Origin of the sequence: Streptomyces sp. NPDC052016, from assembly GCF_044548445.1 — a bacterium.
Lineage (GTDB): Bacteria > Actinomycetota > Actinomycetes > Streptomycetales > Streptomycetaceae > Streptomyces.
Genome location: NZ_JBIUBX010000004.1, coordinates 244,216 through 265,999 on the forward strand (window position 1 = coordinate 244,216; position 21,784 = coordinate 265,999).

Genomic DNA, 21,784 nt, shown 5'->3' on the forward strand with positions numbered 1-21,784 from the left:
TTGCGGTCTTCGCAAACTTGCTGGGCCTGGGCCCCTCCCCGAGTCGAGCCTGGGCGGCATCTGACTCGCACCTGAAGGGGGACATCCCTTGACCACAACCTCCCTGACCGCTCCACCCTCTCCGCTGCGCGTGCGCCGACGCTGGACCGTGCTGGCCGTCTGCGCGCTCAGCATGTTCCTCGTGGGTGTGGACACCACCATCGTCAACGTGGGCCTGCCCGCCATCGGGCGGGGCCTCGGGGTCGGCGTACGGGGACTGGAATGGGTCGTCGACGCCTACACCGTGGTCCTGGCCGGCCTCCTCATCACCTCCGGCGCACTCGCTGACCGCTTCGGACGTCGGCGCGTCTTCCGATGTGGACTGATCCTCTTCGGCCTGGCCTCCCTCGCCTGTGCACTTGCCCCGTCGCTCGGCCTGCTCGTCGCCGCTCGGGCCGTCCAAGGGGTCGGGGCCTCGATGCTCAGCCCCGTGGCCCTGGCGATCGTGGTGAACGCGATGCCCGACCCACGGGAGAGGGCTCGGGCGATCGGCGTGTGGGCATCGGTCTTTGGGCTCAGCATGGCGGCGGGGCCGGTGACCGGCGGGGCGCTGATCGCCGCGTTCGGCTGGCGTTCGGTCTTCTGGATCAACGTGCCGGTCGTCGTCATCGCGCTCGTCCTGGTCGCCGTGTTCGTGCCGGAGTCCCGGGGGCAGCGCACCCGGCGGCTCGATCTGCCCGGGCAGGTGCTCCTCACCGTGGTCCTCGGTCTCGGTGTCGGCGTCCTCATCGAAGGCCCCCGCTTCGGCTGGACCTCACCCGCGGCCCTCGCCGGCTACGCCTTGATCGTGGCGGGGACGGTGGCGTTCGTCCGTGTCGAGCTGGGCCGGAACGAACCGCTTGTGGACGTCGCCCTCTTCCGCCGGCCGTCGTTCGCGACGGCGGTGCTGGGCGCCACGGCCGTGTTCGTCGCGTTGAACATGAGCCTGCTGCTCAACACGCTCCACCTGCAGCACACCCGCGGCTGGACACCGCTCGCCACCGGCGCGGCGTTCCTGCCGATGGCGCTCGGAGCGATCCTGTGCGCGCCCTGGTCCGGCAGCCTGGTCGGACGCCACGGACCACGGCGTCCGCTGATGCTCGCGGGCGGCTTCACCGCGGCCGGCGGCCTGAGCCTCCTCAACCTGGGTGCCGACACGGGCGTTGCCCAGATCCTCTGCGCCCACCTGCTGATCGGCGTCGGGTTCGGCTTCGCCAACGCCCCCCTCACCCACACCGCGGTCGGTGGTCTGCCGACGTCCCGGGCGGGGGTGGCAGGTGCGATCACGTCTACCGCGCGCCAGGTCGGTGCGGCGGTCGGCATCGCCGTCGCCGGCGGCCTGGTCGCAGAAGCCGGTCCCGCCGAGATCGCTGCCACGTCGCGACCGGGATGGCTGGTCGTGACGCTCTGCGGGCTGTTCCTCTTCGTCGTGGCGCGCGCCTCACAGCCGACGACCGCCGGCGCCCCGTCCGTTCCGTCCGGCTCGCGATCTCGATGAACCGCACGCGGTCGCGCGGAATGGGAGTTTCCCGGGACAGCCAGGCCGAAGGGTCCTGCCCGCCTCGACGGCGACGTCGGACCCCGAATGGCCCGATGCCGGTAACGCGTAGTCGGGGAAAACCTCGCAGTGACGGGCACCGACTTTCAGGGACTCACCAGTTGCTGGTCGTGTGATCACCGGAGGTCGAAACCGTCCGCCTTGCGGCAGAAGCTCACTGAGTGGGGAAGGTGAGCCGTAGAACGATCTCGCCGTCGTCGATCTCCCCGGTGGGCTCGAATCCGAACTTCTCGTAAAAGGGCCACGGTTCGCCGTCGCCGGGCCAGTAGCTGGTCAGCAGTTCCGTGGCGCCGTCCGCACGTACCAGGGCGACGACCTGCGTGAGCGCCTCGCGGCCGATCCCTCGTCCCTGATACCGCTTGTCGACGAGGAAGCGCCAGAGGAAGTACCGTCCTTCGTACAGGCCGCCCGGCGGTTTCCACGACAGCATCACGAAGCCGACTGGCTCGTCGCCGCGGTACACGGCGCGGTACCAGGGATTGGTCTCCGGTTTCTTTGCCGCCTCCTTGAGCGACTTGGACACGGAGGCGACGAACTGCTTCTGGCGCTTTCGGACGTGGAGGGCGCGAACGGCATCCCGGTTGTCGTCGGTGATCTCCCGTAGGTGCACGTCTGGTGATCTCATGCCACAGTCCCTCCGCGTCCGGCGGTTGTGCCGTTCGGGCCTACGGGAAGAGCCGCCGGCAGGCGGCATTCCATGCGTCCGCGTCATCGAGGACGCCAGGCCGCATTTCGCAGCGTATTCGACACAGGCGATCCGAAGCGGGACTGGCACGCCGCGCCGTGACCGCGTCCCCAAGCGTGTCGCAGAAGGCCGTGATCAGGGCAATTCCGTTACTGACTGGGGTGTTGAGGGCTGAGCGGGTGTGCCTGAGGCGGCCACATGTTCCTCCGAAGCCGCCTACGATGCGGGGCATGCCATCGTCTGGGATCACTCCGGAAAGCCGTCGCGGGGGAACGAGGTCGACCGGTTTGGTGCCTGCACGAGCGGATCGGATCATCAGAGCGCTGTCGTGGTGGTGGGTGTCTGCGCCCCTCCTCCTGTTCGCTCCGGCGATCGCGCATGCGTGTGGGTTTCCGGGCGTTCGAAGGGAATTCGGTTGGGTGTTCGGCCTGATGGCTCTGGTCACTGCCGTGCTCGCGTCGGCAGCGGGGCTCGTGGTGGCTCAGGTCAGAGACCGGCGAGAGGCACGCGGGCGATTCTTGATCATGGCTGTGGTGTCCAATGTGCCGATTCTTTTCTACTTGGTCTTCGGAGTGCTGTTCGCCGAGTGCCCGGACGGATACCACTGCTAAGGGCTGCCTCGTACCTGCTGGTCAGGTGTGCCGTGAGGGTTTGCGACCGTCGCGTCCCGCTCCGAGGCGACTGCGTGGCGGACGGTCGGAGACGCACGGACGCGGCCGCCCCATCCGGGTCAGAGGCCCCGCACCCCTCGTTCGGCCCGCCGGTCGCGGGTCAGTGCGCGAGCTCGGCCACGGCCATGGCCTCGAGGCGGGCCTCATCCGCGCTCGCGCAGTCGTCGAGCGCCGCGAGGTACCGCTCGGCGTCCAGAGCCGCCGCGCAGCCGGTCCCGGCGGCGGTGATGGCCTGCCTGTACTCGTGGTCGACGACGTCGCCGCAGGCGAACACGCCGTTCAGGTTGGTGCGCGTGGAGTGGCCCTCCACGGCGACGTAACCGGCGTGATCGAGAGAGACCTGGTCCTTGACCAGTTCGACGCGTGGATCGTGCCCGATGGCGATGAAGATCCCGGTCACCGGCAGGTCGGTCTCGTCCCCGGTGTTCACGTCACGCACGCGGACGCCGGTGACTCTGTCCTCCCCGAGCACGTCGACCACCTTGCGGTTCCACAGGAAACGGATCCGGTCGTTGCGGCGTGCCCGTTCCTGCATGATCTTCGAGGCGCGAAGCCTGTCACTCCGGTGCACGACGGTGACCGAGCGGGCGAACTTGGTGAGGAAGGTGGCCTCCTCCAGAGCGGAGTCACCGCCGCCCACGACCACGACGTCCTGGTCGCGGAAGAAGAAGCCGTCGCAGGTGGCGCACCAGCTCACGCCGTGTCCGGACAGCCGCTTCTCGTTCTCCAGCCCCAGCTCGCGGTAGCGGGACCCGGTGGCGAGGATCACCGCCCTGGCCCGGTGCGTCCGCCCCGCGCCGTCGACGACCTCCTTGATCTCCTGGTCGAGACGGGCTTCCACGATGTCCTCTGGAACCATCTCGGCGCCGAAACGATGCGCCTGGGCCCTCATCCTGTCCATCAGGTCCGGGCCCGACACCGCCTCGGGGAACCCCGGGAAGTTCTCCACGTCGGTGGTGTTGATCAGCGCACCGCCGGCGGCGACGGACCCCTCGAACACCAACGGGTTCAGCAGAGCACGGGCTGCGTAGAGGGCGGCGGTGTAGCCGGCCGGACCTGAGCCGACGACGATCACTTGCCGGGCAGTCTCATCCACGTCGATCACCTACCTGAGCCTGGAGGAAAGGAACGAGACCGGCTGGCAGCCACAGGCACAGCCTCAGCAGCAGACGAATCCACCATGCACCGGCGGAAATCCCGGCGCATCCCGTCGCCAGGGACAGGCAGGAGAACCGGTCGGCCTGCACCGTCAGACGTCCTCGATCGTCCGATCTCAGGCCTCCTTGATCGTCGCGGTCACAGGGGTGCCGGTCTCGACCGTGCGGCTGACCGTACAGAGACGGTCATGGGACGTCTTCACCGCACGGGGAAGAATGGTGCGGGCGCGATCCGCACCCTCACCGTCCGGGAAGGCGACGGTGAAGGTGATCGTGAGGTCGACCATGCGGTTGCCGAGATCGTCGCTGATCTTGTCTCCGGTCACCGCGACGGAGAACTCGCTGGGCTCCGCATGGCGACTTGTCGCCGTATCGACGTCCGCGGCCGTGCAGCCGCCGAGCGCGGCGAGGAACAGTTCGACCGGGGTGAACCCGGTGTCCGGGTCCGCATCGGAGGCCGTACCGAAACTGATCGTGCCGCCGCGGGCGTTGGTCGCGACGAAGTGGCCGCTGCTTGTGCGCTCGACGACGACGGAACGCTGGGATGTCTCGCTCATGTCGCCGACAGTAGTCCCCCAGACGCACTGGGGCCCGACGGCCGACCGGAGCACGCGCGGTCCCAGGCCGCCGCCAGGCCCATGACAGCGCACCCCTGGCCTGGGCGTCGTCGCTTCTTCGGCCCTGCTCACAGACAACGGAAGGCGTGCTGCCCGCGCAGAGGCCGGAAAGAGGAGTTCGTGCCATCAGCCTGAGGGGACCAACGGTCCACAGCACAGCGGAGCCGCATGGCGCACGTGCGTCGGCCGGTCGGCCGACTCCGACGAAACTCACCCTGCGAGATGCTGTGCGGGGCGCTGTCCGGGAGAATGGAGAAAGCCCGGTTCTGAGAACGGGGGCACGACATGCCCATCATTTCACGCGGATTTCACGGCCGAGCGCGGGATGCGCGACACAAACTTCCTCCTGGGCAATACGAGACGGCCGACTTTCCCGTCCTTTCCGCGGGACCCACACCCAGAGTGGACCTGGACGAGTGGGAGTTCACCATCCGCACGGAGACGGGCGATCGGCACATCTGGAACTGGGCCGAACTCATGGCGTTGCCCAGCCAGACACCGACCGTCGACATCCACTGCGTCACCAAGTGGTCGAAGTTCGACACGGAGTGGCAGGGAGTGTCCCTCGACGTCCTCTTCGAAGATGTCGAGACCGGCGCCGAGTATGCGCTCGTTCACTCCTACGGCGACTACACCACCAACCTGCCCCTGGAGGACCTCCTCGACAGCCAGGCGTGGATCGCGTACCGCTTCGACGGCGAGGAACTCGACCCGGAGCACGGCGGCCCCGCCAGACTGCTCGTTCCGCACCTCTACTTCTGGAAATCCGCGAAGTGGGTGCGCGGCATCCAGTTGCTCGACGAGGACGAGCGGGGCTTCTGGGAGAACGTCGGCTACCACAATTATGGGGACCCATGGCGCGAGCAGCGGTACCACGGCGACTAGGCGGCCGACTGCGCTGGAGGACCGCCCGTTTGACCGATCGGCGCATCGAGTCCCAGGTCGCGCGCACCCTCGTGTTCGACGTGCCGGACTGGCCGGGCCATCTGGCCGGGCAGCACGTCGATGTGCGGCTCACCGCGGAGGACGGCTACAGCACACAGCGCAGTTACTCACTGGCGTCGGCAGCCGACGGCGAGCGCGTCGAGCTGACCGTGCAACGTGTCGATGACGGCGAGGTCTCCCCGTACCTGACGGAGGAACTCGCCGTGGGTGACGTGGTGGAACTGCGCGGGCCGGTCGGCGGCTGGTTCGTGTGGCGCCCCGAGCAGAAGGAACCGATCCTGCTTGTGGGCGGCGGCTCCGGACTGGTGCCCCTGATGGCGATGATCCGCATGCGTCGCGCGGTCGGCAGCCGCACGCCGTTCCGGTTGGTGTACTCCGTGCGCAGCCCGGAGTACCAGCTGTTCGTCTCCGACTTGCGACTGGACGACCCGGGCCTGGACAAGACGTACCTCTACAGCCGCTCGACCCCACCGCAGTGGCCGCGTCCTCCCGGCCGGTTCACCGCTTCCGACCTGTCGAGCGCCGGGTGGCCACCGGACTTCGAACCCACCTGCTACGTCTGCGGTTCCACCGGCTTCGTCGAAACGGCCGCCGGTCTGCTCGTGGCCCTCGGCCACCACCCCGGGCGTATCCGGACCGAGCGTTTCGGCTGAGCCGATGAGGAACCGTCCATGGCCGCACTCACCGAGGCGGCGATCAATGTGAGAAGAACACCCCCGTGATGACCACCGGTTCCCCGGCTCATCGGTACGGAAGACGGAAGGGAGGTGAACCCCCATGAGCCAGACCCCTCACTTTCTCGACGGCAACGCCGCCGCCGGGGAGCTGCAGTCCTTGTTCGGGACCGACATGACCCAGGCCTCCGGACGGTGCCGCGGGTGCAGCGCAGAGATGGTGCTCGCCCAAACACACGCCTACCTCGGCGGTCCAGGGACGGTGCTTCGGTGTCCCGGCTGCGAGGGCGTTCTGCTGCGCCTGGTCCGCTCCCCCTCCCGGATGTGGCTCGACGCCGGCGGACTGGCGTACATCCAGATGCCGGCACCGGCATGACACGGAGCATCACAACGGCTCACCACTCTGGTCCCGTTTCCGTTTCCTACGCCAAGGCCGTACGCCGGCTCGGGAGACCTGATGGCAGACATGAACGACCGCGTGCAGGATCTCGCCTCGCGAGTGCGTACCCCCGACGTCGTCGATGCCATGGGACGCACGCACCGCCACCGGTGTCACATCGACAACCTGGTGAGCCCGACCCCGGGGCGGGTTCTCCTGGGCCCCGCCGTGACGATCTCTTATTTTCCCGCGTGCCGGGAGACGTTGCCGCCTGATCAGTACAGCTTCTCCCGGCTGTTCCGTGAGGCCGTCCGAGATGGCGCACAGGGCAGCGTCTTGGTCCTGGCCGCCAACGGGTATCCCGACGTATCCCTGGGAGGCGGGTCGAAGCTGGCGCTGGTGGCGGCGCACGGTCTTGCCGGCGTCCTGGCGGACGGGCGGCTCCGGGACTTCCCCGAGATCGCGGCCTATGACTTCGCCGCCTATTGCCTGGGACAGACGAGCAGGTGGGGCGGCGATGTCGTCACGCCGTTCGAGACCAACCGGCCGGTCGTCATCTCCGGCGTGGCCGTCCGCCCGGGAGACTACGTGTTCGCGGACGCGTCCGGCGCCGTCGTCATCCCCGCCGCGCACGTGATCAGCGCGCTCGAGGAAGCCAACCGCGTGGCCCAGGTCGAGACAGACTTCGTCGAGGGACTGCGCCAAGAAGGCCCCGCCGACTGACGGCCACCTGGACGTACGTTGGACGTTCTCGCCGACACCCTCGTGCTCAGCGCCAGTCATGCGCCGGACCGCGCCGACGACATCGCGCGTTGAAGCGGGGGGTGCCGCCCTCGGTAAGGACGTCGACAGCGCCGGACTTCGGTTCAACTGTCGGCCGACCATGGAGCCGCCATAGACTCCAAGGACCGGCTTCGGAGCGCGGGAACTGAGAGCTCGGGGACGGGGAACTCGCTATCCGGACCGGGGACCGGGGGGCCACCCCAGGAGGACGCGATGTTGCGGCACACCAGACTGGCCGGCGAATCGGCAGACTACCTCGACGCCCGTGAAGAGCTGCGCCGGGCCGAGATCGACCTTATGCGTCACCGAGAGAAGGTCGCGGCCCAGCGACGGGCGCTTCCTCAGGGGCCACCCGTCGACGACTACGTCTTCATCGAGGGCCCGGCCGACCTCGACGCCGGAGACGCACCGGTCCGCGAGGTCACCTTGAGCGAGTTGTTCACCACCACGGACCGCCCGCTGATCGTCTACCACTTCATGTTCGGCAAGCTGCAGACAGACCCTTGCCCGATGTGCACCCTGTGGATCGACGGCTTCAACGGCATCGCCGACCACGTCGCCCGCAACGCCGACTTCGCCATCGCCGCGGCCGCTGACCTGCCCACTCTCCGGCAGCACGCCCGCAACCGCAGCTGGCACCGGCTACGGCTCCTGAGCTGTGGCGACAGCACGTTCAAGTACGACCTGGGCAGCGAGGACAAGGACGGCGAACAGGACTCCACCATTTCCGTCTTCACACGCGACGGCGACGGAACGGTCCGCCATTTCTACTCCGCCCACCCACGCTTGGCCGACGACATCGACGAGCGCGGCATCGACCTGTTGACCCCCGTCTGGCACCTCCTCGACCTGACCCCGCAGGGCCGCGACGACTGGTACCCGAGCCTCGACTACTGACCACCAACGACCGATGGCGCCGGCTCCAACCATGTCAGCGGGCGGTTCCTGCACCACGTGCCCAAGGTCGATTCCGAGAACGACGGCTCCTGATGAGGACGGCGCACGTCGTCGCGGCCGACGGCTGGGAGGTCGATCTTCCGCTGTGGCAGGACGCCGCCGAGTGCGGCCCGGGCCATCCCGGCCACGACTCGCACTGACCACCCTCGCAACGCGAACTCCCAGGAACCCGGCCGCCTGCAGCCGGTTTCCTGGGGAGTGCGCCCGGGTGACGTTTCGCCGAAGCGGCCCGCGGCCGCGCTGCGGTCGCCAGGATGGTGCGGGTGACCACCAGAACCGCAGACCTATGGCACCACTACGGCCGCGCCCGCGCCGCCAGTGACCGCGCCGTTCCCGGCACCTTCTACTGGAACTGGGGACAGGACGCCGGGCCCGGCCCGGAGGTTCTGGGCGACCTGACCGGCCGCTGTGTGGGCGACCTCGGCGCCGGCGCGGCCCGGCACGCCGCATACCTGGCTGTCCATCACCAGCCCGCCCACATCACCGCCATCGACGCCTCACCGGCCCAGCACGCCATGGCCACCGACCTGTACGCCCACCTCGCGGCCCGCCTGCGCATCGTCGCCTCCGACGCGGTGCCTCACCTGAACACGATGACCGGCACCTACGACGTGGTGTACAGCGTTTTCGGGGCCGTGGACTTCACCGACCCGCGCGTACTGCTGCCGGCGGCGGCCGCCGCTCTCAAACCGGGCGGACGGCTGGTGTTCGCCACGCTCGCCCACTACCTGAACGGGGCGCCCGCCCAGCCCGATGCGGTGGCCGCCTATGTCCCGGCGAAAACGCCGGACGGCGAAGCGGCCACGATGCGCCGCTGGGTCCTCCAGAAGCACGTATGGACGAAACTGCTCGACGAAGCCGGGTTCACCGACATCACCATCGACGTGTTGCCCGCCACCACCGACGGGCCGCGCAGCGCCGACACGCTGCTGGTGAGCGCGTGCTGCTCGTCCTGGGGCGTGTATCGACAGTAGATCTTCGTCGGCCGGGCTTCCTGCCTCTCGGCACCAACGGTTCCGGCACCGCCTATTGGTGTACGACGAACTCGCGATCCGCTACGAGGCCACCGTCCTCGTTGCCGCCATCAGCGAGTGGTTGCGACGTACTGGTCCGACGACAACTCGAACACCCGTACCCGCCGACCGCAGGTGGGACTGACGGTCTCACGGACCGGATGCATGCCCAGCTTGCTCATGATCCGTTCCGAGGCGTCGTTGCCCACTTGAGCGATGCTGACGATCCGCTCCAGCCCTCGCTCATCGAACGCGAACCGTACAGCGGCCGCAGCGGCCTCGGTGGCCAAGCCCCGCCCCCAGTGGGAACGTCCCAGCCGCCAGCCGACCTCGACCGCCGGCAGTACCTCCGGCAAGAAGTGGGGCACCGAAAGGCCGGTGAACCCGGCCAGCTCGCCAGTGGACCGGATCTCCACGGCGAACAGGCCGAAGCCCTGTGACTCCCACTCGCTCTCCCATGCCTGGATCCCGTCGCGAGTCTGCTGTTCGTCACGGACGCTGCCGTCACGGATCCATCGCATGACCTCGGGGTCGGCGTTGACGGCAGCCATCGGCGCAACGTCTTCCTCCCGCCAGCGACGCAGGATCAAACGGGGAGTCTCAAGCGTGACCATCGAATCATTCTGGATCACCAGTGGGCTCTCCGCCATCCTCGCCAGGCACTTCCGATACACGTCCTGAAGCACCGGGCCGGCGCCGCCGGCGCTGCTGAAACGGCTGAGCACCACCTGGATATGGGGCAGGACGGTGAAGCAACGCAAGGCCGCGCTCGTGACTGTGCACGACGTGCGCGTCGCCGAGGAACGAGCTGGTGCTCGCGGAGCCCGGGAGGCTGGAGGTGTGGCCGAGGCGCCTGCACGGGGTCTGGGTCGGCGGCCCCGGGGCGGATCTGCCGTGGTGGCACATTGTGGGGGCGGGAGCCGGTCGGTATGCGGTCGTCTTACCTGAGCTGATGGCCGTCGGGACGCCAGGCTGCACCCCGGTCATGGCGGAGCTGGTGTGAGTGCAGGCGTAGCAGCGGCAGTGGGTGTACTCCGGCTGCCCCGGCAGGTCGGACCGGAGGCAAGGGCGCGGAAGCGGGTCGGGTGGTCGAGCCGGACATGCAGGGCGGTGTTATGAAAGGTGTATGCAGGTATCTGTCAGGCGATGTCTGACACCGTGGCGTCATCCGCCCACCGGACGTTCGCGTGATCGCAGCGTCTCCCTGCTGAGCCCGCGCAGCGCGGCCGGGCAGGTGTTCCTTCTCCAGGTCGTGGTCGTGGTGCTGTTGGTCGTGGCCGCCGTGGCCGCCATAGTGCTCCAGGCGGCACATGACGCTCTGCAGCAGGGGCGCAGGGAGTCGGTCGTCGCGGCCCGGTCGTTCGCGCGTGCCCCCGATGTGGTGGAGGCGTTCCGCAGCCCGGACCCGACCGCCGTGCTGCAGCCGCGAGCCGAAGCGGCACGGAAATGGGCGGGCGTGGATTTCATCGTCGCCATCAGCACCGAGGGCATTCGTTACACGTATCCCTACCCGCAGGAGATCGGCAAGAGGTTCGTCGGCACCATCGAACCGGCGCTGGAAGGCCGCACCGTCGTCGAGCAGGCCGGCGGCCCGCCGCTGCCCGCGGGCCGGGGAACGGCCGTGCAGGCGGTGGTGCCGGTGACCGACTCGCGCGGCACGGTCGTCGGCCTGGTCTCCGCAGGGATCACGGTCAAGAACGTGTCGAAACGGTGGATGCCACAGCTGCCGATCACCATCGGCTCCGGCGCTGCGGCGCTCGCGCTGGCCACGGTCGGGACGACGCTGGTGGCCCGGCGGCTGCGGCGGCAGACGCACGGTCTCGCCCCGGCGGAGCTGGCGCGGATGTACGAGCACCACGACGCCGTCCTGCACGCGGTGCGGGAAGGGGTGCTGATCACTGACGCCGACGGGCGGCTGATGCTGGCCAACGACGAGGCGCAGCAGCTGCTGGGCCTGCCGGCGGAGGCGCAGGGGCGCCATGTTCGGGAACTGGGACTGCCGGAGCAGATCACACATCTGCTCACGTCGCCGCAGGTGGTGACCGACGAGGTACATCTCGCGGGCGACCGTTTGCTGTCGGTGAACAAGCGTCCGACATTCCCGCACGCGGCCCGAGACGGCAGCGTGGTGACGTTGAGGGACACCACCGAGCTGACCGCCGTCTGGGGGCGGGCCGAGGTGGCGCGGGAGCGGCTGAAACTGCTGTACGAGTCAGGGGTGGGGATCGGAACGACGCTGGATGTGCGGCGTACGGCGCAGGAACTGGCCGAAGTGGCCGTGCCGCGGTTCGCAGACGTCGTCACAGTGGACCTGCTGGACGCGGTGCTGCGAGGGTGGGAGCCGACGGCCGAGGGAGGGCGGCACCTGCGGCGTGCGGCGATCAGCGGCGAGCAGCAGATGATGCCGGTGTATCCACTCGGCGAACTGATCCCTTTCCTGCCCGGCACTCCGCAGATGCGGACGCTGCAACAGGGACGGGGCGTTCTGGAGGCGGACCTTCGACAGGCGCGCGGCTGGCAGGAGCAGGACCCCGATCGAGCTCGTGAGGCCCTGGAGCGCGGGGTGCATTCCCTGGTCAGCGTGCCGCTGCAGGCGCGGGGTGTGCCACTGGGCGTGGCGAACTTCTACCGGACGGGGGACTCACCGGCGTTCGAGCCGGAGGACCTGTCCTTCGCGGAGGAGCTGGCCGCGCGGGCGGCCGTGGCCGTCGACAACGCCCGACGGTTCACCCGCGAGCACACGATGGCGGTAACACTGCAACGCAGTCTGCTGCCGCGGGGGCAGCCCGACCAGGACGCCTTGGAGGTGGCCTGGCGGTATCTGCCGGCGGAGGCGGGTGTGGGCGGGGACTGGTTCGACGTCATCCCGCTCCCCGGAGCCCGGGTGGCGCTGGTGATGGGCGACGTGGTCGGTCACGGGCTGCACGCGGCGGCGACGATGGGGCGACTGCGCACCGCGGTGCACAACTTCGCCACGCTCGACCTTCCCGTGGAGGAAGTGCTCGGGCACCTGGACGACCTGGTCGTGCGCATGGACAAGGAGGAGCCCGCCGGCTATGCCACGGACGGCCACGAGGGAGAGGGAGTGACCGGCGCGACGTGTCTGTACGCCATCTACGACCCGGTTGCGGGGACGTGCACGATGGCCCGTGCCGGACACCCCGACCCGATGGTGGTCGGGCCGGACGGGACCGTAGCCTTTGCCGACGTGCAGGCCTCCACCCCGCTCGGGCTGGGAGGCCATCCCTTCGAAACCGCCGAGGTGCACCTGCCGGAAGGTTCACGACTGGTGCTGTACACCGACGGCCTGGTGGAGGACCGCACCCGCGACCTGGACGTAGGGCTGGATGCGCTGCGCAGGGTGTTGGCCGGGGCCGGGAGGCGCACGCCGGAGGAGGCGTGCCAGGCGGTGATCGATGCGTTGAGGCCGGCACACCCCTGCGACGACATCGCGCTGCTCGTGGCTCGTACCCGGCTGTTCCCACCGGCGCACGTGGCCGAGTGGGACGTGCCGTCGGACCACGCGGTGGTGCCCTCGGTGCGGGCACAGTGCAGGGAGAAGTTGTCGCAGTGGGGTCTGGACGACCTCGCCTTCACGACGGAGCTGATCATCAGCGAGTTGGTCACGAACGCGATCCGGTACGCATCGCCACCCGTCAAGGCGCGGCTGCTGTACGGGCGCTGTCTGATCTGCGAAGTGTCGGACGGCAGCAGCACCTCGCCGCGCCTGCGGCGAGCGACGACCACGGACGAAGGTGGACGAGGGTTGTTCCTCGTGGCCCAGTTCGCACAACGATGGGGCACTCGGTACACAACCCGGGGCAAGGTGATCTGGGCGGAACAGACTCTTCACGTCGGCGCATCCCCAGCTATGGGCTGCACACCGGTCGACGTACTCCTCGAGCAGTTCGGTGATCCTGTCCTGTGAGTCAGGACAGCGCCCTGAGAGGGGCGACCTGCCGCTGGGACACAGCAGGCGACACGCGGCCGGCACACAGGAGCCTCGGTGGGCGCGGCCTCCCGCGCCTTCCGGACGTGTGTGGCCGGGCCGTCCCGAGAGACCGTGGACGCCGGGGCGCCCACGGCCGAGGACCGGCCGCGTTCCGAGTATGGGGTGACAGGTCGCTGGTGGGTCAGGTGTCCGGGCCGGTCTGCGGGACGCGTAGGGCGAGCAGGGCGAGGTCGTCGTGGCCGTCGCTGGGGTGGTGGTCGGCCAGGGTACGGCACCACTCGTGCAGAGGCAGTCGGCGGTGGGCGCGGGCCGGTGGCGGCCAACGCGTCCAGGCACTGTTGCAGGGGCCTATCGGGATGCTCGACCAGGCCGTCGGTGAAGTGCAGCACGGTGTCCCCGGCGGCCAGCGCGTCGGTGTGGTCGGGGCGGGGCAGGTGCTGGTCCACCCCGAGCGGGACGCCGGGATCGCCCTGCAGGTAGCGGGTGTCGCCGTCGGCGGTCATCACCAGCGGGGGCAGGTGGCCGGCGAGTGTGTGGGGTCGTGCGGCCAGGGCGAGATCGTGCATGCGGGCGACGGCCTGGACGGAGTGGTGGAGGCCGCCGCCGCGCTGCCGGTGGTCGTCGAGGGTCTGCCGCCGGAACCCCGCGACCGCCCCGGCACGGTCGAGGTGTCGGCCATGGTCGGCAGGCGGGGGTCCTGTCAGATCCGGACGCTAGCCTCACGCCATGTCGCGTACCACACCGCCCCGTCCCGTCGAGATCGCCGCACTCTTCCCCGAGCTGGCGCCGCTGGCGCGTCCCGCCGTTCGTCTGCACCCACGGCCGGGGGCGCCCACGGCGGACGACAGCTCCGTGGGCGGGCCGCTGCTGTGGCCCGAGGACGAGCCGTGGCCCACCTGTCCGGAGCACACGGGCCCCTGGCTGGTCGGCTACACCCCCGAGGACCTGCGCGAGCGGCGACGCGTACTCACCGAGGGCTGGGCCCGGCCCAGAGTCCCGGGGACCGACTTCCTCACTCCCGACGAGCGCGCCTTTGTCGACGGTCTCGGATACACGGGTGCGCGTCTGCCCGTCGACGGTCCCGTGGCCCTGCTGCCGGTGCTTCAGGTGTACGCCCGCGACGTTCCCTCGCTGCCCCGTCCGCCCGGCACCGACCTGCTGCAGGTGCTGTGGTGCTCCTTCGAGCACGGCGAGGACTGCATGCCGGGTGTGCAGCTGCGCTGGCGCTCGGCCGAGACCGTCGGCGCGGTGAGAAAGGCCCCGCCGCCGGTTGTGGTCAGTGAGGACGAAGCGCTGCCGGAGCCGTGCCTTCTCCACCCGGAGACGGTTGTCGAGTACCCCGCCCCGCACGAGCTGGAGGAGGACCTGCGCAGGCGGATCCATTCCTGGGAGGAGGGCCGCCCGTACGAGTACCACAGCGACCTCGCCGTGGCTCCTGGCTGGAAGCTCGGCGGATGGGGCAACTGGAGCTTCTGCGACCCCTGGCCGATCCTCTGCCAGGACTGCGGCAGCGCGATGCGCCCCTTCCTGACGGTGGACAGCTCCGAATGGGACGGCGGCACGGGCAGCTGGTGCCCACAGGAGGAGCCGCCCCCGTCGGAGCGGCCGCTGTACCCGCACTCCCACGAGCCCACGATGATCTCGATCGGCCGCGGCTACACCATGCAGGTCTACCTGTGCCCCGAATCCTTCGACCACCCGCCTCAGCAGGTGATGCAGTAGGCATCCTCCTCCGTCTCCTGGCCGGTCGTGTGCCGGCGCGTCAGCGCGCCGGACGGGGTGATCCTCAGGGCCCGGGCCGAGCGGGACGTCGTGCCCTGACGACGGTTACCCATGCACTCGGCCCCGTCCTCGACACCACGGGGGCTGACGGTCCGGGCCGGACGCCGGCCGGGACCGCGCTCATCATCCCTTGAGTCCGGACCGCGACACCCCCTCGATGACCCACCGCTGGGCGATCACGTACAGCAGCAGCACCGGCAGGCTCGCCACCACCGCGCCGGCCATCAGCAGGTCGTAGCGGATGTTGTTCGCGCCCTGGAAGTTCGCCAGGCCCACCGGCAGGGTGAGCGACTCGGGGCTGAGCAGCACGTACAGCGGCCACAGGAAGTCGTTCCAGCTGGCGAGGAACGCCAGCAGGGCGAGCGTGGCGAGCGCCGGACGTGCCAGCGGCAGCACGACCCGCACGAAGATCTGCCAGCGGTTGCAGCCGTCGATCTCGGCGGCCTCCTCCAGCTCGCCGGGCAGCGAGATGAAGAACTGCCGCAGGAAGAACACCCCGAACGCGCTTGCCGCGCCCGGCACGATCACCGCGGGCAGCGTGTCGATCCACGCCAGCTCGTTGACCACCAGGAAGTTCGGCACCAGCAGGATCACCGGCGGCACGAACAGGGTCGCCACGACGACCGTGAAGATCGCGCCCCGGCCGCGGAAGTGCAGACGGGCCAGCGCGTAGGCGGCCGGCGTCGCCGTGACCAGCACCAGCAGAGCGTGCCCGGTGGCGACCAGCAGGCTGTTCAGCAGCCAGCGCAGGATGGGACTGTCCGTGGCGCTGAAGATCTCCGCGTACGCGTCGAACGTCGCCGGACTCGGCACCCAGTCGGGTGTGGTCGCCCCCGCCCCCTCCCGGGTCTTGAACGACGTGACGAACATGTAGAGCAGTGGGCTGAGATACAGGGCCGCGACCACGCCGAGGACGAGATGGAGCAGCGAGCGGCGCATCCGGCGCCGGCCGTCGCGCGGCTGCGGTGGTGCGAGGGTCATGACGTCTCCTGCCGGTCACGGAAGACGCGGAAGACGACCGCGCTGGTGGCCATGAGAGCGAGGGCGAGCAGGAAGCTCATCGCCGAGGCGGTGCCCATGTCGAAGCGGCGCAGGCCGGTCTCCGCGATGAGGAAGATGGCGGTCTTGGTCTCGTCCGCGGGCGCGCCCGTGGTGATGAGGTAGGACTGGCCGAACATGTTGGCCGAGGCGAGGATCGTGGAGTTGACGACGAACAGCGCCACCGGTCGCAGCCCGGGAAGCGTCACGTGGACGAACCGGTGCCACGGGTTCGCGCCGTCCACCTTCGCCGCCTCGTACAGCTCCGCCGGGATGTCCTGCAGACCGGCCAGGTAGATCACCGCGTTGAAGCCGAGCGTCCACCACACGGTCACGCCCACCAGCGCCCACCACGCCGCCGGAGTGTCGGTCGTCCACTGGAAGTCGTCCGGCAGACCGAGAACCCCGAGATAGTGGTTGACCAGCCCGATGTTGCCGTCGAGCAGGAAGCGCCACAGCAGACCGACGACCGCGACGCCGAGGACGTACGGCGCGAAGTACACCGCCCGATACAGGTTGCGGCCCCGGAACCGGCCGTTCATCAGCAGCGCCACCAGCAGGGGCACCACGATCAGGAACGGGAACGACAGGGCGGTGAAGATCCCGGTTGCCTTCATGGCCAACCAGAACCTGCCGCCCTCCACGCTGCCGGAGTCCAGCAGTTCGGTGTAGTTGGCGAGCCCCACGAACGGCTTGGCGGCGAAGTTGATGTCCCAGTCGTGCAGGCTGATCCACAGGCCCCAGCCGATCGGGACCAGCATGAAGACGACGAACAGCAACAGGTAGGGCGTGAGGAAGGCGTACGGCGTCCACCAGCGGTAGGAGCGGGTGGCCACCCGGGCGGCGCTGCTCACCGCGTGTACTTCTTCTTGTTGTCGGCCAGCAGCTTGTCCGCCGTCGCCACGCCGTCCTTGAGCGCCTTGGCGGGGGAGGACTTCTTCAGCACGGCCTGCTGGACGGCGAGCTCCAGGGCCTTGGCCTGCACGTCACCGACACCCGGCAGGGCCGGCAGAAAGCGGAAGACGTCGACGTTCTCGGCGAGGGCGATCTGCGGCAGTGAGGCGACCGCCGCGTCGGCGCGGACCGAGTTGCGGGCCGGGATCATGCCCGCCTTCGCCCACTCGGTGGACTGCTTGCTCATGTAGTCGATGAAGAACTTGGCAGCGGTGACCTTGTTCTTGTCCTTCGCGCCCTGAGAGGTCAGCACGAAGTTGTGCGAGGCGCTCCACACGGCCGGTGTGCCGCCGATGTTCGGTATCGGACCCATGCCCCAGCGCAGGTTGCGGGCGTTCGTCTTCAGGTCGTTGATCTGCCAGATGCCGTCCCAGGTGAAACTCACCTTGTTGTTCTTGAAGGCGTTGTACTGGGCGTCCTGCGCCACCTGAGCCGGGCTGTGACCCTTGTCGATCTGGGCCACCATCCACTGGAGCGCCTCCACGCCGGCGTCCGACCCCCACAGCGCCCGCGCACCGTCCTCGCTGTACAGCTCACCACCGAACTGCCACAGCAGCGCCATGAACATCAGGTGCCCCGGCCACTTGTTGGGCATCCAGAAGGGCTCGGCGACCTTCTGCTTGCGCAGGTCGGTCAGCGCCCTGTCGAACGCCGCGCCGTCGGCCGGGGCCTCCTTCAGGCCGATGCGCGCCAGGTGGCTCTCGTTCCAGTAGTCGGCCAGGCAGTGCACGTCCAGCGGGACGCTGTAGCGCTTGCCGTCGTAGATCCCGGCCTGCCAGACGGCCGGGATGAAGTCGGATTCGCTCAGCTTCAGGGCGCCGACCACGTCGTCCAGCGGGACCAGGGTGTTGCGGGCGGCGAAGGTGGCCACCCAGTCGTTGTGGATGACGGCCACGTCGGGCCCCTTGCCCGCGGTGATCGCGGTGGGCATCGCCGGGTACAGGTCCTGCCACTGCCGAGTGGTGTTGCGGACGGTGATGCGGCCCTCGTACTCCTTGTTGAAGGCGGCCAGCATCTGCTTCATGTGCGGTCCGTCGCCGCCCGTGAAGCCGTTCCAGTACTCCAGGGTGACCTTCGGGCCCTTGTACTCGCCGCCCTTGAAGGAGGGGCCCGCGTCGGTGCCGCCCTGGTCCGCGCCGATCTTGGTGCCGCCGCTGCACGCGGTGAGCAGGCCGGTGGCGGCGGCAGCGGCGCCGATGCCGAGGAAGCCGCGGCGGCCGAGGGAACCGGTGGCCGGCTGGGGGACGCTGTTCATGCTTGGCTCCTTGATACGTGCGGGTGAGCGGTTCAGGCGGTGGGGGCGGGGGGAGTGGCGGGGCCGGTGGCCGGGACCAGCCGCACCATGGACCAGGAAGCGGGCGGCAGTGTGACCGTGAGCTGGTCACCGTCCGTCGCCGTGCCGTCGACGGCCACCGGCCGCACCCGCTCCGGCTCGGCGGCGGTGTTCACGGCACCTGCCCGCTCGCCGGAGCCGTCGAGGACCAGGTGCTCGGCCACGCGCAGGCCCGGCAGCGGCCGCAGGTCGGCGGTGAGCGTGAGGGGCGCGGTGCGGTCCCGGTTGACGGCGAACAGCGTGACGGCGCCGCTCTCCTCGTCGTGGGTGGCCGTCGCCCACAGTGCGGGCACCTCGCCGTAGCGGGCGGTCTCCAGCACCGGTGACTGCGGCTCGACGCGCAGCACGGTGCCCCGGGCGTGGCGGGCCGTCAGCGCGAAGGGGTGGAAGATCGTCTGGCGCCAGGCCGGGCCGCCCGGCTCGGTCATGATCGGGGCGATGATGTTGGCCAGCTGGGCCTGGCACGCCACGTCGACCCGGTCGGCGTGGCGCAGCAGGGTGATGAGCAGGCTGCCGACCACGACGGCGTCGACGGTGTCGTACACGTCCTCGATCAGGCGCGGTGCGCTGCTCCACTCCAACGCGGACTCGCCGGGGAACCGGCTCTGGTACCAGACGTTCCACTCGTCGAAGGACAGCTTGATCTTCTTACGGCTGCGCAGCCTGGCGCCGATGTGGTCGGCGGTGGCCACGATCGAGTCGATCATGCGGTCCATCTCGGTGCCGCTGGCGAGGAAGGAGTCGACGTCACCGTCGACCGGCTCGTAGTAGGCGTGCAGGGACACCATGTCGACGTGCTCGTAGGTGTGCTCCAGCACGGTCGCCTCCCACGAGGCGAAGGTGTCGATGTAGGCGTTGGAACTGCCGCAGGCCACCAGTTGCAGGGCGGGGTCGAAACGCTTCATGGCACGGGCCGTCTCGGCCGCCAGCCGTCCGTACTCGTCGGCCGTCTTGTGGCCCATCTGCCAGGGGCCGTCCATCTCGTTGCCCAGGCACCACACCCGGATGCCGTGCGGCTGCGGCGCGCCGTGCGCGCGGCGCAGGTCCGACAGGGCGGTGCCGCCGGGGTGGTTGGCGTACTCCAGCAGCGCCAGGGCCTCCGCCACACCGCGCGTGCCGAGGTTGACGGCCATCATCGGCTCGACGGCCGCCTTGCGGGCCCAGGCCATGAACTCGTTGAGCCCGAAGGCGTTGGACTCGACGCTGCGCCAGGCGAGGTCGAGCCGGGTGGGGCGTTCCTCGACCGGGCCGACCCCGTCCTCCCAGCGGTAGTTCGAGACGAAATTGCCGCCCGGGTAGCGCACGGTGGTGACGCCCAGCTCCCGGGTCAGTTCCAGGACGTCCTCGCGCAGGCCGTCGGCGTCGGCCGCCGGATGCCCCGGCTCGTAGATACCGGTGTAGACCGAGCGGCCCATGTGCTCCACGAAGGAGCCGAACAGACGCCGGTCGATGTCACCGATGCGGAAGCCGGGATCGAGGGTGAGGCGGGCCGTGCGCAAGGAGCACTCCTTGAAGGCGAGTAGGGCGACGCGAGTCCGTGCGGAAGGGGCCGCGGCGCTGCTCTGCGGGCGTGTGGTGCGGACACCGTTGACCTGGGGCGCTGCGGCTGGGGGTAAGGTTTACATCGTTGGAACAGCGTTGTAAATAGATTGCGCTCTCTCTCACCGTGGCCTCGGCGTCCCGAAGGGTGACCGGAGTGATCGGCGCGGACGCGACATGTGTCACCGTGGTGTCCCGCGCGGCGGTGCGGCGGTGGTGGGCGGGGACGGACGTCTCCTGGACGACGAGGGAAGGTGGGGCGAGCGGTGGCGAGCCTGAAGGACGTGGCACAGCTGGCCGGAGTCTCCGTGAAGACGGTCTCCAACGTGGTCAACGGCTACGCGTACGTCTCCGCCCAGACCCGTGAGAAGGTCCAGCGGGCCCTCGCCGAACTCGACTACCGGCCCAACCTCTCCGCCCGCAACCTGCGCGGCGGCCGCACCGGCGTGATCGCCCTGGCGGTGCCCGAGCTGGACGCGCCCTACTTCGCCGAACTGGCCCGCTCCGTCATCAAGGCCGCGTCGCGGCACGGCTGGATGGTGCTGATCGACCAGACCGACGGCGACATCGAGCGGGAGCGGCGTCTGCTCGAAGGGGTGCGCGACCAGTCGGTCGACGGGCTCGTCCTCAGCCCCGTGGCCATCGACCACGACGACCTGGCCGCCCGCACCGACCGCACCCCGCTCGTCCTGCTCGGCGAGCGGGTTCTCGACGGCCCCGCCCGGCACATCGCCATCGACAACCAGCGCGCCGCCCGGGAGGTGACCGAGCATCTCATCGCCCTCGGCCACACCCGGATCGCCGCCATCGGCGCCCAGGACCGGCGCGGCACGGGCACCGCCCGGCTCCGCCTGGCCGGCTACCGCGACGCGCTGCGCGCCGCCGGGCTGCCCTACGACGAGCAACTCGTCGCGGCGACCCCGTCGTACGGCCGCGCCGACGGCGCCGAGGCGATGCGGGGGCTGCTGAGCCTGCCCGAACCCCCGCGCGCCGTCTTCTGCTTCAACGACCTGCTGGCCCTGGGCGCCCTGCGCACGGCCCTCTCACAGGGGCTGCGGGTGCCCGAGGACGTGGCGGTCGCCGGCTTCGACGACATCGAGGACGGCCGCTACTCGACACCGAACCTCACCACCGTCGCGCCCGACAAGCTGCAGATCGCCCGGGTCGCCGTCGACTCGCTGCATTCCGCGATCAACGGTGGCGGCCCGGCCGGGGGTGCGTCGGACGAACGGGAGGTGGTGGCGGACCACCGCCTGCTGGTGAGGGAGAGCACGGCCGGGGTGCCGGCCTGAGGGAGGGCATGGCCGGGGTGTCGTGTTGAGGTTCCGAAGCGGGCGGCCGAGCCGAGGGCTGGTGCCGCGGTGCGCCGGGGTCGAGCCGGGCGGGGCCGTGGTGCGCGGGGCGCGCCGGAGCCGGGGCCGTGGTGCGCCGGGGCGAGCCAGGAGCCGGGGCTGGGGTGCGCCGGAAGGCGGTTTGTCCCGCAGCGCAACACATTGTCGGGATCCTGAACTGCAGGCGTTACTGGTTGGGACCGGACCAAGCCCGCTGACTTTCTTGAAATGAACCGGTCACACAGGCGCGGCCGGGTATTCGCAGCGCGACGGCGTGTGCCCGTACTTCTCCCGGCATGCCGGCGAGGCCTGCCGCCAGCCCTCATTCCCCGGGAGGCCGGTGCACCCCATCAGAGTGACACCCAAGGTAGTGCAACCCTAAGGTTGCGCATCATAGC

Annotated in this window: 20 protein-coding genes; 10 read left to right on the plus strand and 10 right to left on the minus strand. The window is 69.7% G+C overall.

Annotated elements, in window-relative coordinates:
• The first annotated feature begins 88 nt into the window (after positions 1–88).
• Positions 89–1,516 carry an MFS transporter gene (locus ACIHAR_RS07650; protein WP_400017749.1) on the plus strand — a complete coding sequence of 476 codons (1,428 nt, stop codon included), beginning with the start codon at positions 89–91 and terminating at the stop codon, positions 1,514–1,516.
• Between the two features lie 214 nt (positions 1,517–1,730).
• Here ACIHAR_RS07650 and ACIHAR_RS07655 read toward each other — a convergent pair whose 3' ends face one another.
• The 3 genes from ACIHAR_RS07655 to ACIHAR_RS07665 all read right to left on the minus strand — a co-directional run bounded on the left by ACIHAR_RS07655 (position 1,731) and on the right by ACIHAR_RS07665 (position 4,646).
• Positions 1,731–2,201, minus strand: coding sequence for a GNAT family N-acetyltransferase (locus ACIHAR_RS07655; protein WP_400017751.1), 471 nt, complete (start codon positions 2,199–2,201; stop codon positions 1,731–1,733).
• Between the two features lie 831 nt (positions 2,202–3,032).
• Complete coding sequence (trxB, locus tag ACIHAR_RS07660) at positions 3,033–4,028, minus strand: thioredoxin-disulfide reductase (protein WP_400017754.1); 996 nt, start codon at positions 4,026–4,028, stop codon at positions 3,033–3,035.
• A gap of 177 nt (positions 4,029–4,205) precedes the next feature.
• Positions 4,206–4,646: an OsmC family protein gene (locus ACIHAR_RS07665; RefSeq protein WP_365453086.1), complete on the minus strand. Its 441-nt coding sequence runs from the start codon at positions 4,644–4,646 to the stop codon at positions 4,206–4,208.
• Between the two features lie 345 nt (positions 4,647–4,991).
• Here ACIHAR_RS07665 and ACIHAR_RS07670 point away from each other — a divergent pair, with 345 nt between their 5' ends.
• From ACIHAR_RS07670 to ACIHAR_RS07695, 6 genes are all read left to right on the plus strand, one after another.
• On the plus strand, positions 4,992–5,591 hold the full coding sequence (locus tag ACIHAR_RS07670; protein WP_400017757.1) for a sulfite oxidase-like oxidoreductase: 600 nt from the start codon (positions 4,992–4,994) through the stop codon (positions 5,589–5,591).
• Positions 5,561–6,304 (plus strand): ferredoxin reductase, encoded by a 744-nt coding sequence (locus ACIHAR_RS07675; protein WP_365453080.1) that lies wholly within the window; start codon positions 5,561–5,563, stop codon positions 6,302–6,304. The genes ACIHAR_RS07670 and ACIHAR_RS07675 overlap by 31 nt, the downstream gene beginning before the upstream one ends.
• A 124-nt stretch (positions 6,305–6,428) precedes the next feature.
• The gene (locus ACIHAR_RS07680) at positions 6,429–6,701 is read left to right on the plus strand and encodes a DUF6510 family protein (protein WP_400017760.1); all 273 of its coding nucleotides are present in this window, start codon (positions 6,429–6,431) and stop codon (positions 6,699–6,701) included.
• 81 nt (positions 6,702–6,782) lie between these two features.
• Complete coding sequence (locus ACIHAR_RS07685) at positions 6,783–7,427, plus strand: RraA family protein (protein ID WP_400017762.1); 645 nt, start codon at positions 6,783–6,785, stop codon at positions 7,425–7,427.
• Positions 7,428–7,700: 273 nt separating this feature from the next.
• Positions 7,701–8,384 (plus strand): DUF899 family protein, encoded by a 684-nt coding sequence (locus tag ACIHAR_RS07690; RefSeq protein WP_365453071.1) that lies wholly within the window; start codon positions 7,701–7,703, stop codon positions 8,382–8,384.
• 323 nt (positions 8,385–8,707) lie between these two features.
• Positions 8,708–9,418, plus strand: coding sequence for a class I SAM-dependent methyltransferase (locus tag ACIHAR_RS07695; protein WP_400017764.1), 711 nt, complete (start codon positions 8,708–8,710; stop codon positions 9,416–9,418).
• Between the two features lie 110 nt (positions 9,419–9,528).
• Here ACIHAR_RS07695 and ACIHAR_RS07700 read toward each other — a convergent pair whose 3' ends face one another.
• Positions 9,529–10,071 carry a GNAT family N-acetyltransferase gene (locus tag ACIHAR_RS07700; RefSeq protein ID WP_400017886.1) on the minus strand — a complete coding sequence of 181 codons (543 nt, stop codon included), beginning with the start codon at positions 10,069–10,071 and terminating at the stop codon, positions 9,529–9,531.
• Between the two features lie 512 nt (positions 10,072–10,583).
• Here ACIHAR_RS07700 and ACIHAR_RS07705 point away from each other — a divergent pair.
• Entirely contained in the window at positions 10,584–13,385 is a 2,802-nt protein-coding gene (locus ACIHAR_RS07705) for a SpoIIE family protein phosphatase (protein ID WP_400017767.1), read from the plus strand.
• Here ACIHAR_RS07705 and ACIHAR_RS07710 read toward each other — a convergent pair.
• The gene (locus ACIHAR_RS07710) at positions 13,307–13,975 is read right to left on the minus strand and encodes a SpoIIE family protein phosphatase (RefSeq protein ID WP_400017769.1); all 669 of its coding nucleotides are present in this window, start codon (positions 13,973–13,975) and stop codon (positions 13,307–13,309) included. The genes ACIHAR_RS07705 and ACIHAR_RS07710 overlap by 79 nt on opposite strands.
• A gap of 160 nt (positions 13,976–14,135) precedes the next feature.
• On the opposite strand from ACIHAR_RS07710, the gene ACIHAR_RS07715 reads away from it, so the two are divergent.
• Entirely contained in the window at positions 14,136–15,131 is a 996-nt protein-coding gene (locus tag ACIHAR_RS07715) for a hypothetical protein (protein WP_400017771.1), read from the plus strand.
• Here the strand turns inward: ACIHAR_RS07715 and ACIHAR_RS07720 are convergent.
• The 5 genes from ACIHAR_RS07720 to ACIHAR_RS07740 form a co-directional block, all read right to left on the minus strand.
• Positions 15,113–15,244: a hypothetical protein gene (locus ACIHAR_RS07720; RefSeq protein WP_365453056.1), complete on the minus strand. Its 132-nt coding sequence runs from the start codon at positions 15,242–15,244 to the stop codon at positions 15,113–15,115. The genes ACIHAR_RS07715 and ACIHAR_RS07720 overlap by 19 nt on opposite strands.
• 70 nt (positions 15,245–15,314) lie before the next feature.
• Positions 15,315–16,172, minus strand: a complete 858-nt coding sequence (locus ACIHAR_RS07725) for a carbohydrate ABC transporter permease (protein WP_365453053.1) — start codon at positions 16,170–16,172, stop codon at positions 15,315–15,317.
• The gene (locus tag ACIHAR_RS07730) at positions 16,169–17,083 is read right to left on the minus strand and encodes a sugar ABC transporter permease (RefSeq protein ID WP_365453050.1); all 915 of its coding nucleotides are present in this window, start codon (positions 17,081–17,083) and stop codon (positions 16,169–16,171) included. Before ACIHAR_RS07730 ends, ACIHAR_RS07725 begins: the two co-directional genes overlap by 4 nt.
• Positions 17,080–18,438 carry an ABC transporter substrate-binding protein gene (locus ACIHAR_RS07735; protein WP_400017773.1) on the minus strand — a complete coding sequence of 453 codons (1,359 nt, stop codon included), beginning with the start codon at positions 18,436–18,438 and terminating at the stop codon, positions 17,080–17,082. The genes ACIHAR_RS07730 and ACIHAR_RS07735 overlap by 4 nt, the downstream gene beginning before the upstream one ends.
• Positions 18,439–18,470: 32 nt before the next feature.
• Positions 18,471–20,015, minus strand: coding sequence for an alpha-N-arabinofuranosidase (locus ACIHAR_RS07740; protein ID WP_365453044.1), 1,545 nt, complete (start codon positions 20,013–20,015; stop codon positions 18,471–18,473).
• 306 nt (positions 20,016–20,321) lie between these two features.
• On the opposite strand from ACIHAR_RS07740, the gene ACIHAR_RS07745 reads away from it, so the two are divergent.
• Positions 20,322–21,347, plus strand: coding sequence for a LacI family DNA-binding transcriptional regulator (locus tag ACIHAR_RS07745; RefSeq protein WP_400017776.1), 1,026 nt, complete (start codon positions 20,322–20,324; stop codon positions 21,345–21,347).
• The last annotated feature ends 437 nt before the right edge of the window (positions 21,348–21,784 follow it).

Bases quoted from the DNA above. Each gene is read 5' to 3' on its own strand.
- ACIHAR_RS07655 (WP_400017751.1), bottom strand. From the start codon at position 2,201: ATGAGATCACCAGACGTGCACCTACGGGAGATCACCGACGACAACCGG.
- ACIHAR_RS07665 (WP_365453086.1), bottom strand. From the start codon at position 4,646: ATGAGCGAGACATCCCAGCGTTCCGTCGTCGTCGAGCGCACAAGCAGC.
- ACIHAR_RS07670 (WP_400017757.1), top strand. From the start codon at position 4,992: ATGCCCATCATTTCACGCGGATTTCACGGCCGAGCGCGGGATGCGCGA.
- ACIHAR_RS07675 (WP_365453080.1), top strand. From the start codon at position 5,561: ATGGCGCGAGCAGCGGTACCACGGCGACTAGGCGGCCGACTGCGCTGG.
- ACIHAR_RS07680 (WP_400017760.1), top strand. From the start codon at position 6,429: ATGAGCCAGACCCCTCACTTTCTCGACGGCAACGCCGCCGCCGGGGAG.
- ACIHAR_RS07685 (WP_400017762.1), top strand. From the start codon at position 6,783: ATGGCAGACATGAACGACCGCGTGCAGGATCTCGCCTCGCGAGTGCGT.
- ACIHAR_RS07690 (WP_365453071.1), top strand. From the start codon at position 7,701: ATGTTGCGGCACACCAGACTGGCCGGCGAATCGGCAGACTACCTCGAC.
- ACIHAR_RS07700 (WP_400017886.1), bottom strand. From the start codon at position 10,071: ATGGTCACGCTTGAGACTCCCCGTTTGATCCTGCGTCGCTGGCGGGAG.
- ACIHAR_RS07705 (WP_400017767.1), top strand. From the start codon at position 10,584: ATGCAGGTATCTGTCAGGCGATGTCTGACACCGTGGCGTCATCCGCCC.
- ACIHAR_RS07710 (WP_400017769.1), bottom strand. From the start codon at position 13,975: ATGCACGATCTCGCCCTGGCCGCACGACCCCACACACTCGCCGGCCAC.
- ACIHAR_RS07715 (WP_400017771.1), top strand. From the start codon at position 14,136: ATGTCGCGTACCACACCGCCCCGTCCCGTCGAGATCGCCGCACTCTTC.
- ACIHAR_RS07720 (WP_365453056.1), bottom strand. From the start codon at position 15,244: ATGGGTAACCGTCGTCAGGGCACGACGTCCCGCTCGGCCCGGGCCCTG.
- ACIHAR_RS07725 (WP_365453053.1), bottom strand. From the start codon at position 16,172: ATGACCCTCGCACCACCGCAGCCGCGCGACGGCCGGCGCCGGATGCGC.
- ACIHAR_RS07735 (WP_400017773.1), bottom strand. From the start codon at position 18,438: ATGAACAGCGTCCCCCAGCCGGCCACCGGTTCCCTCGGCCGCCGCGGC.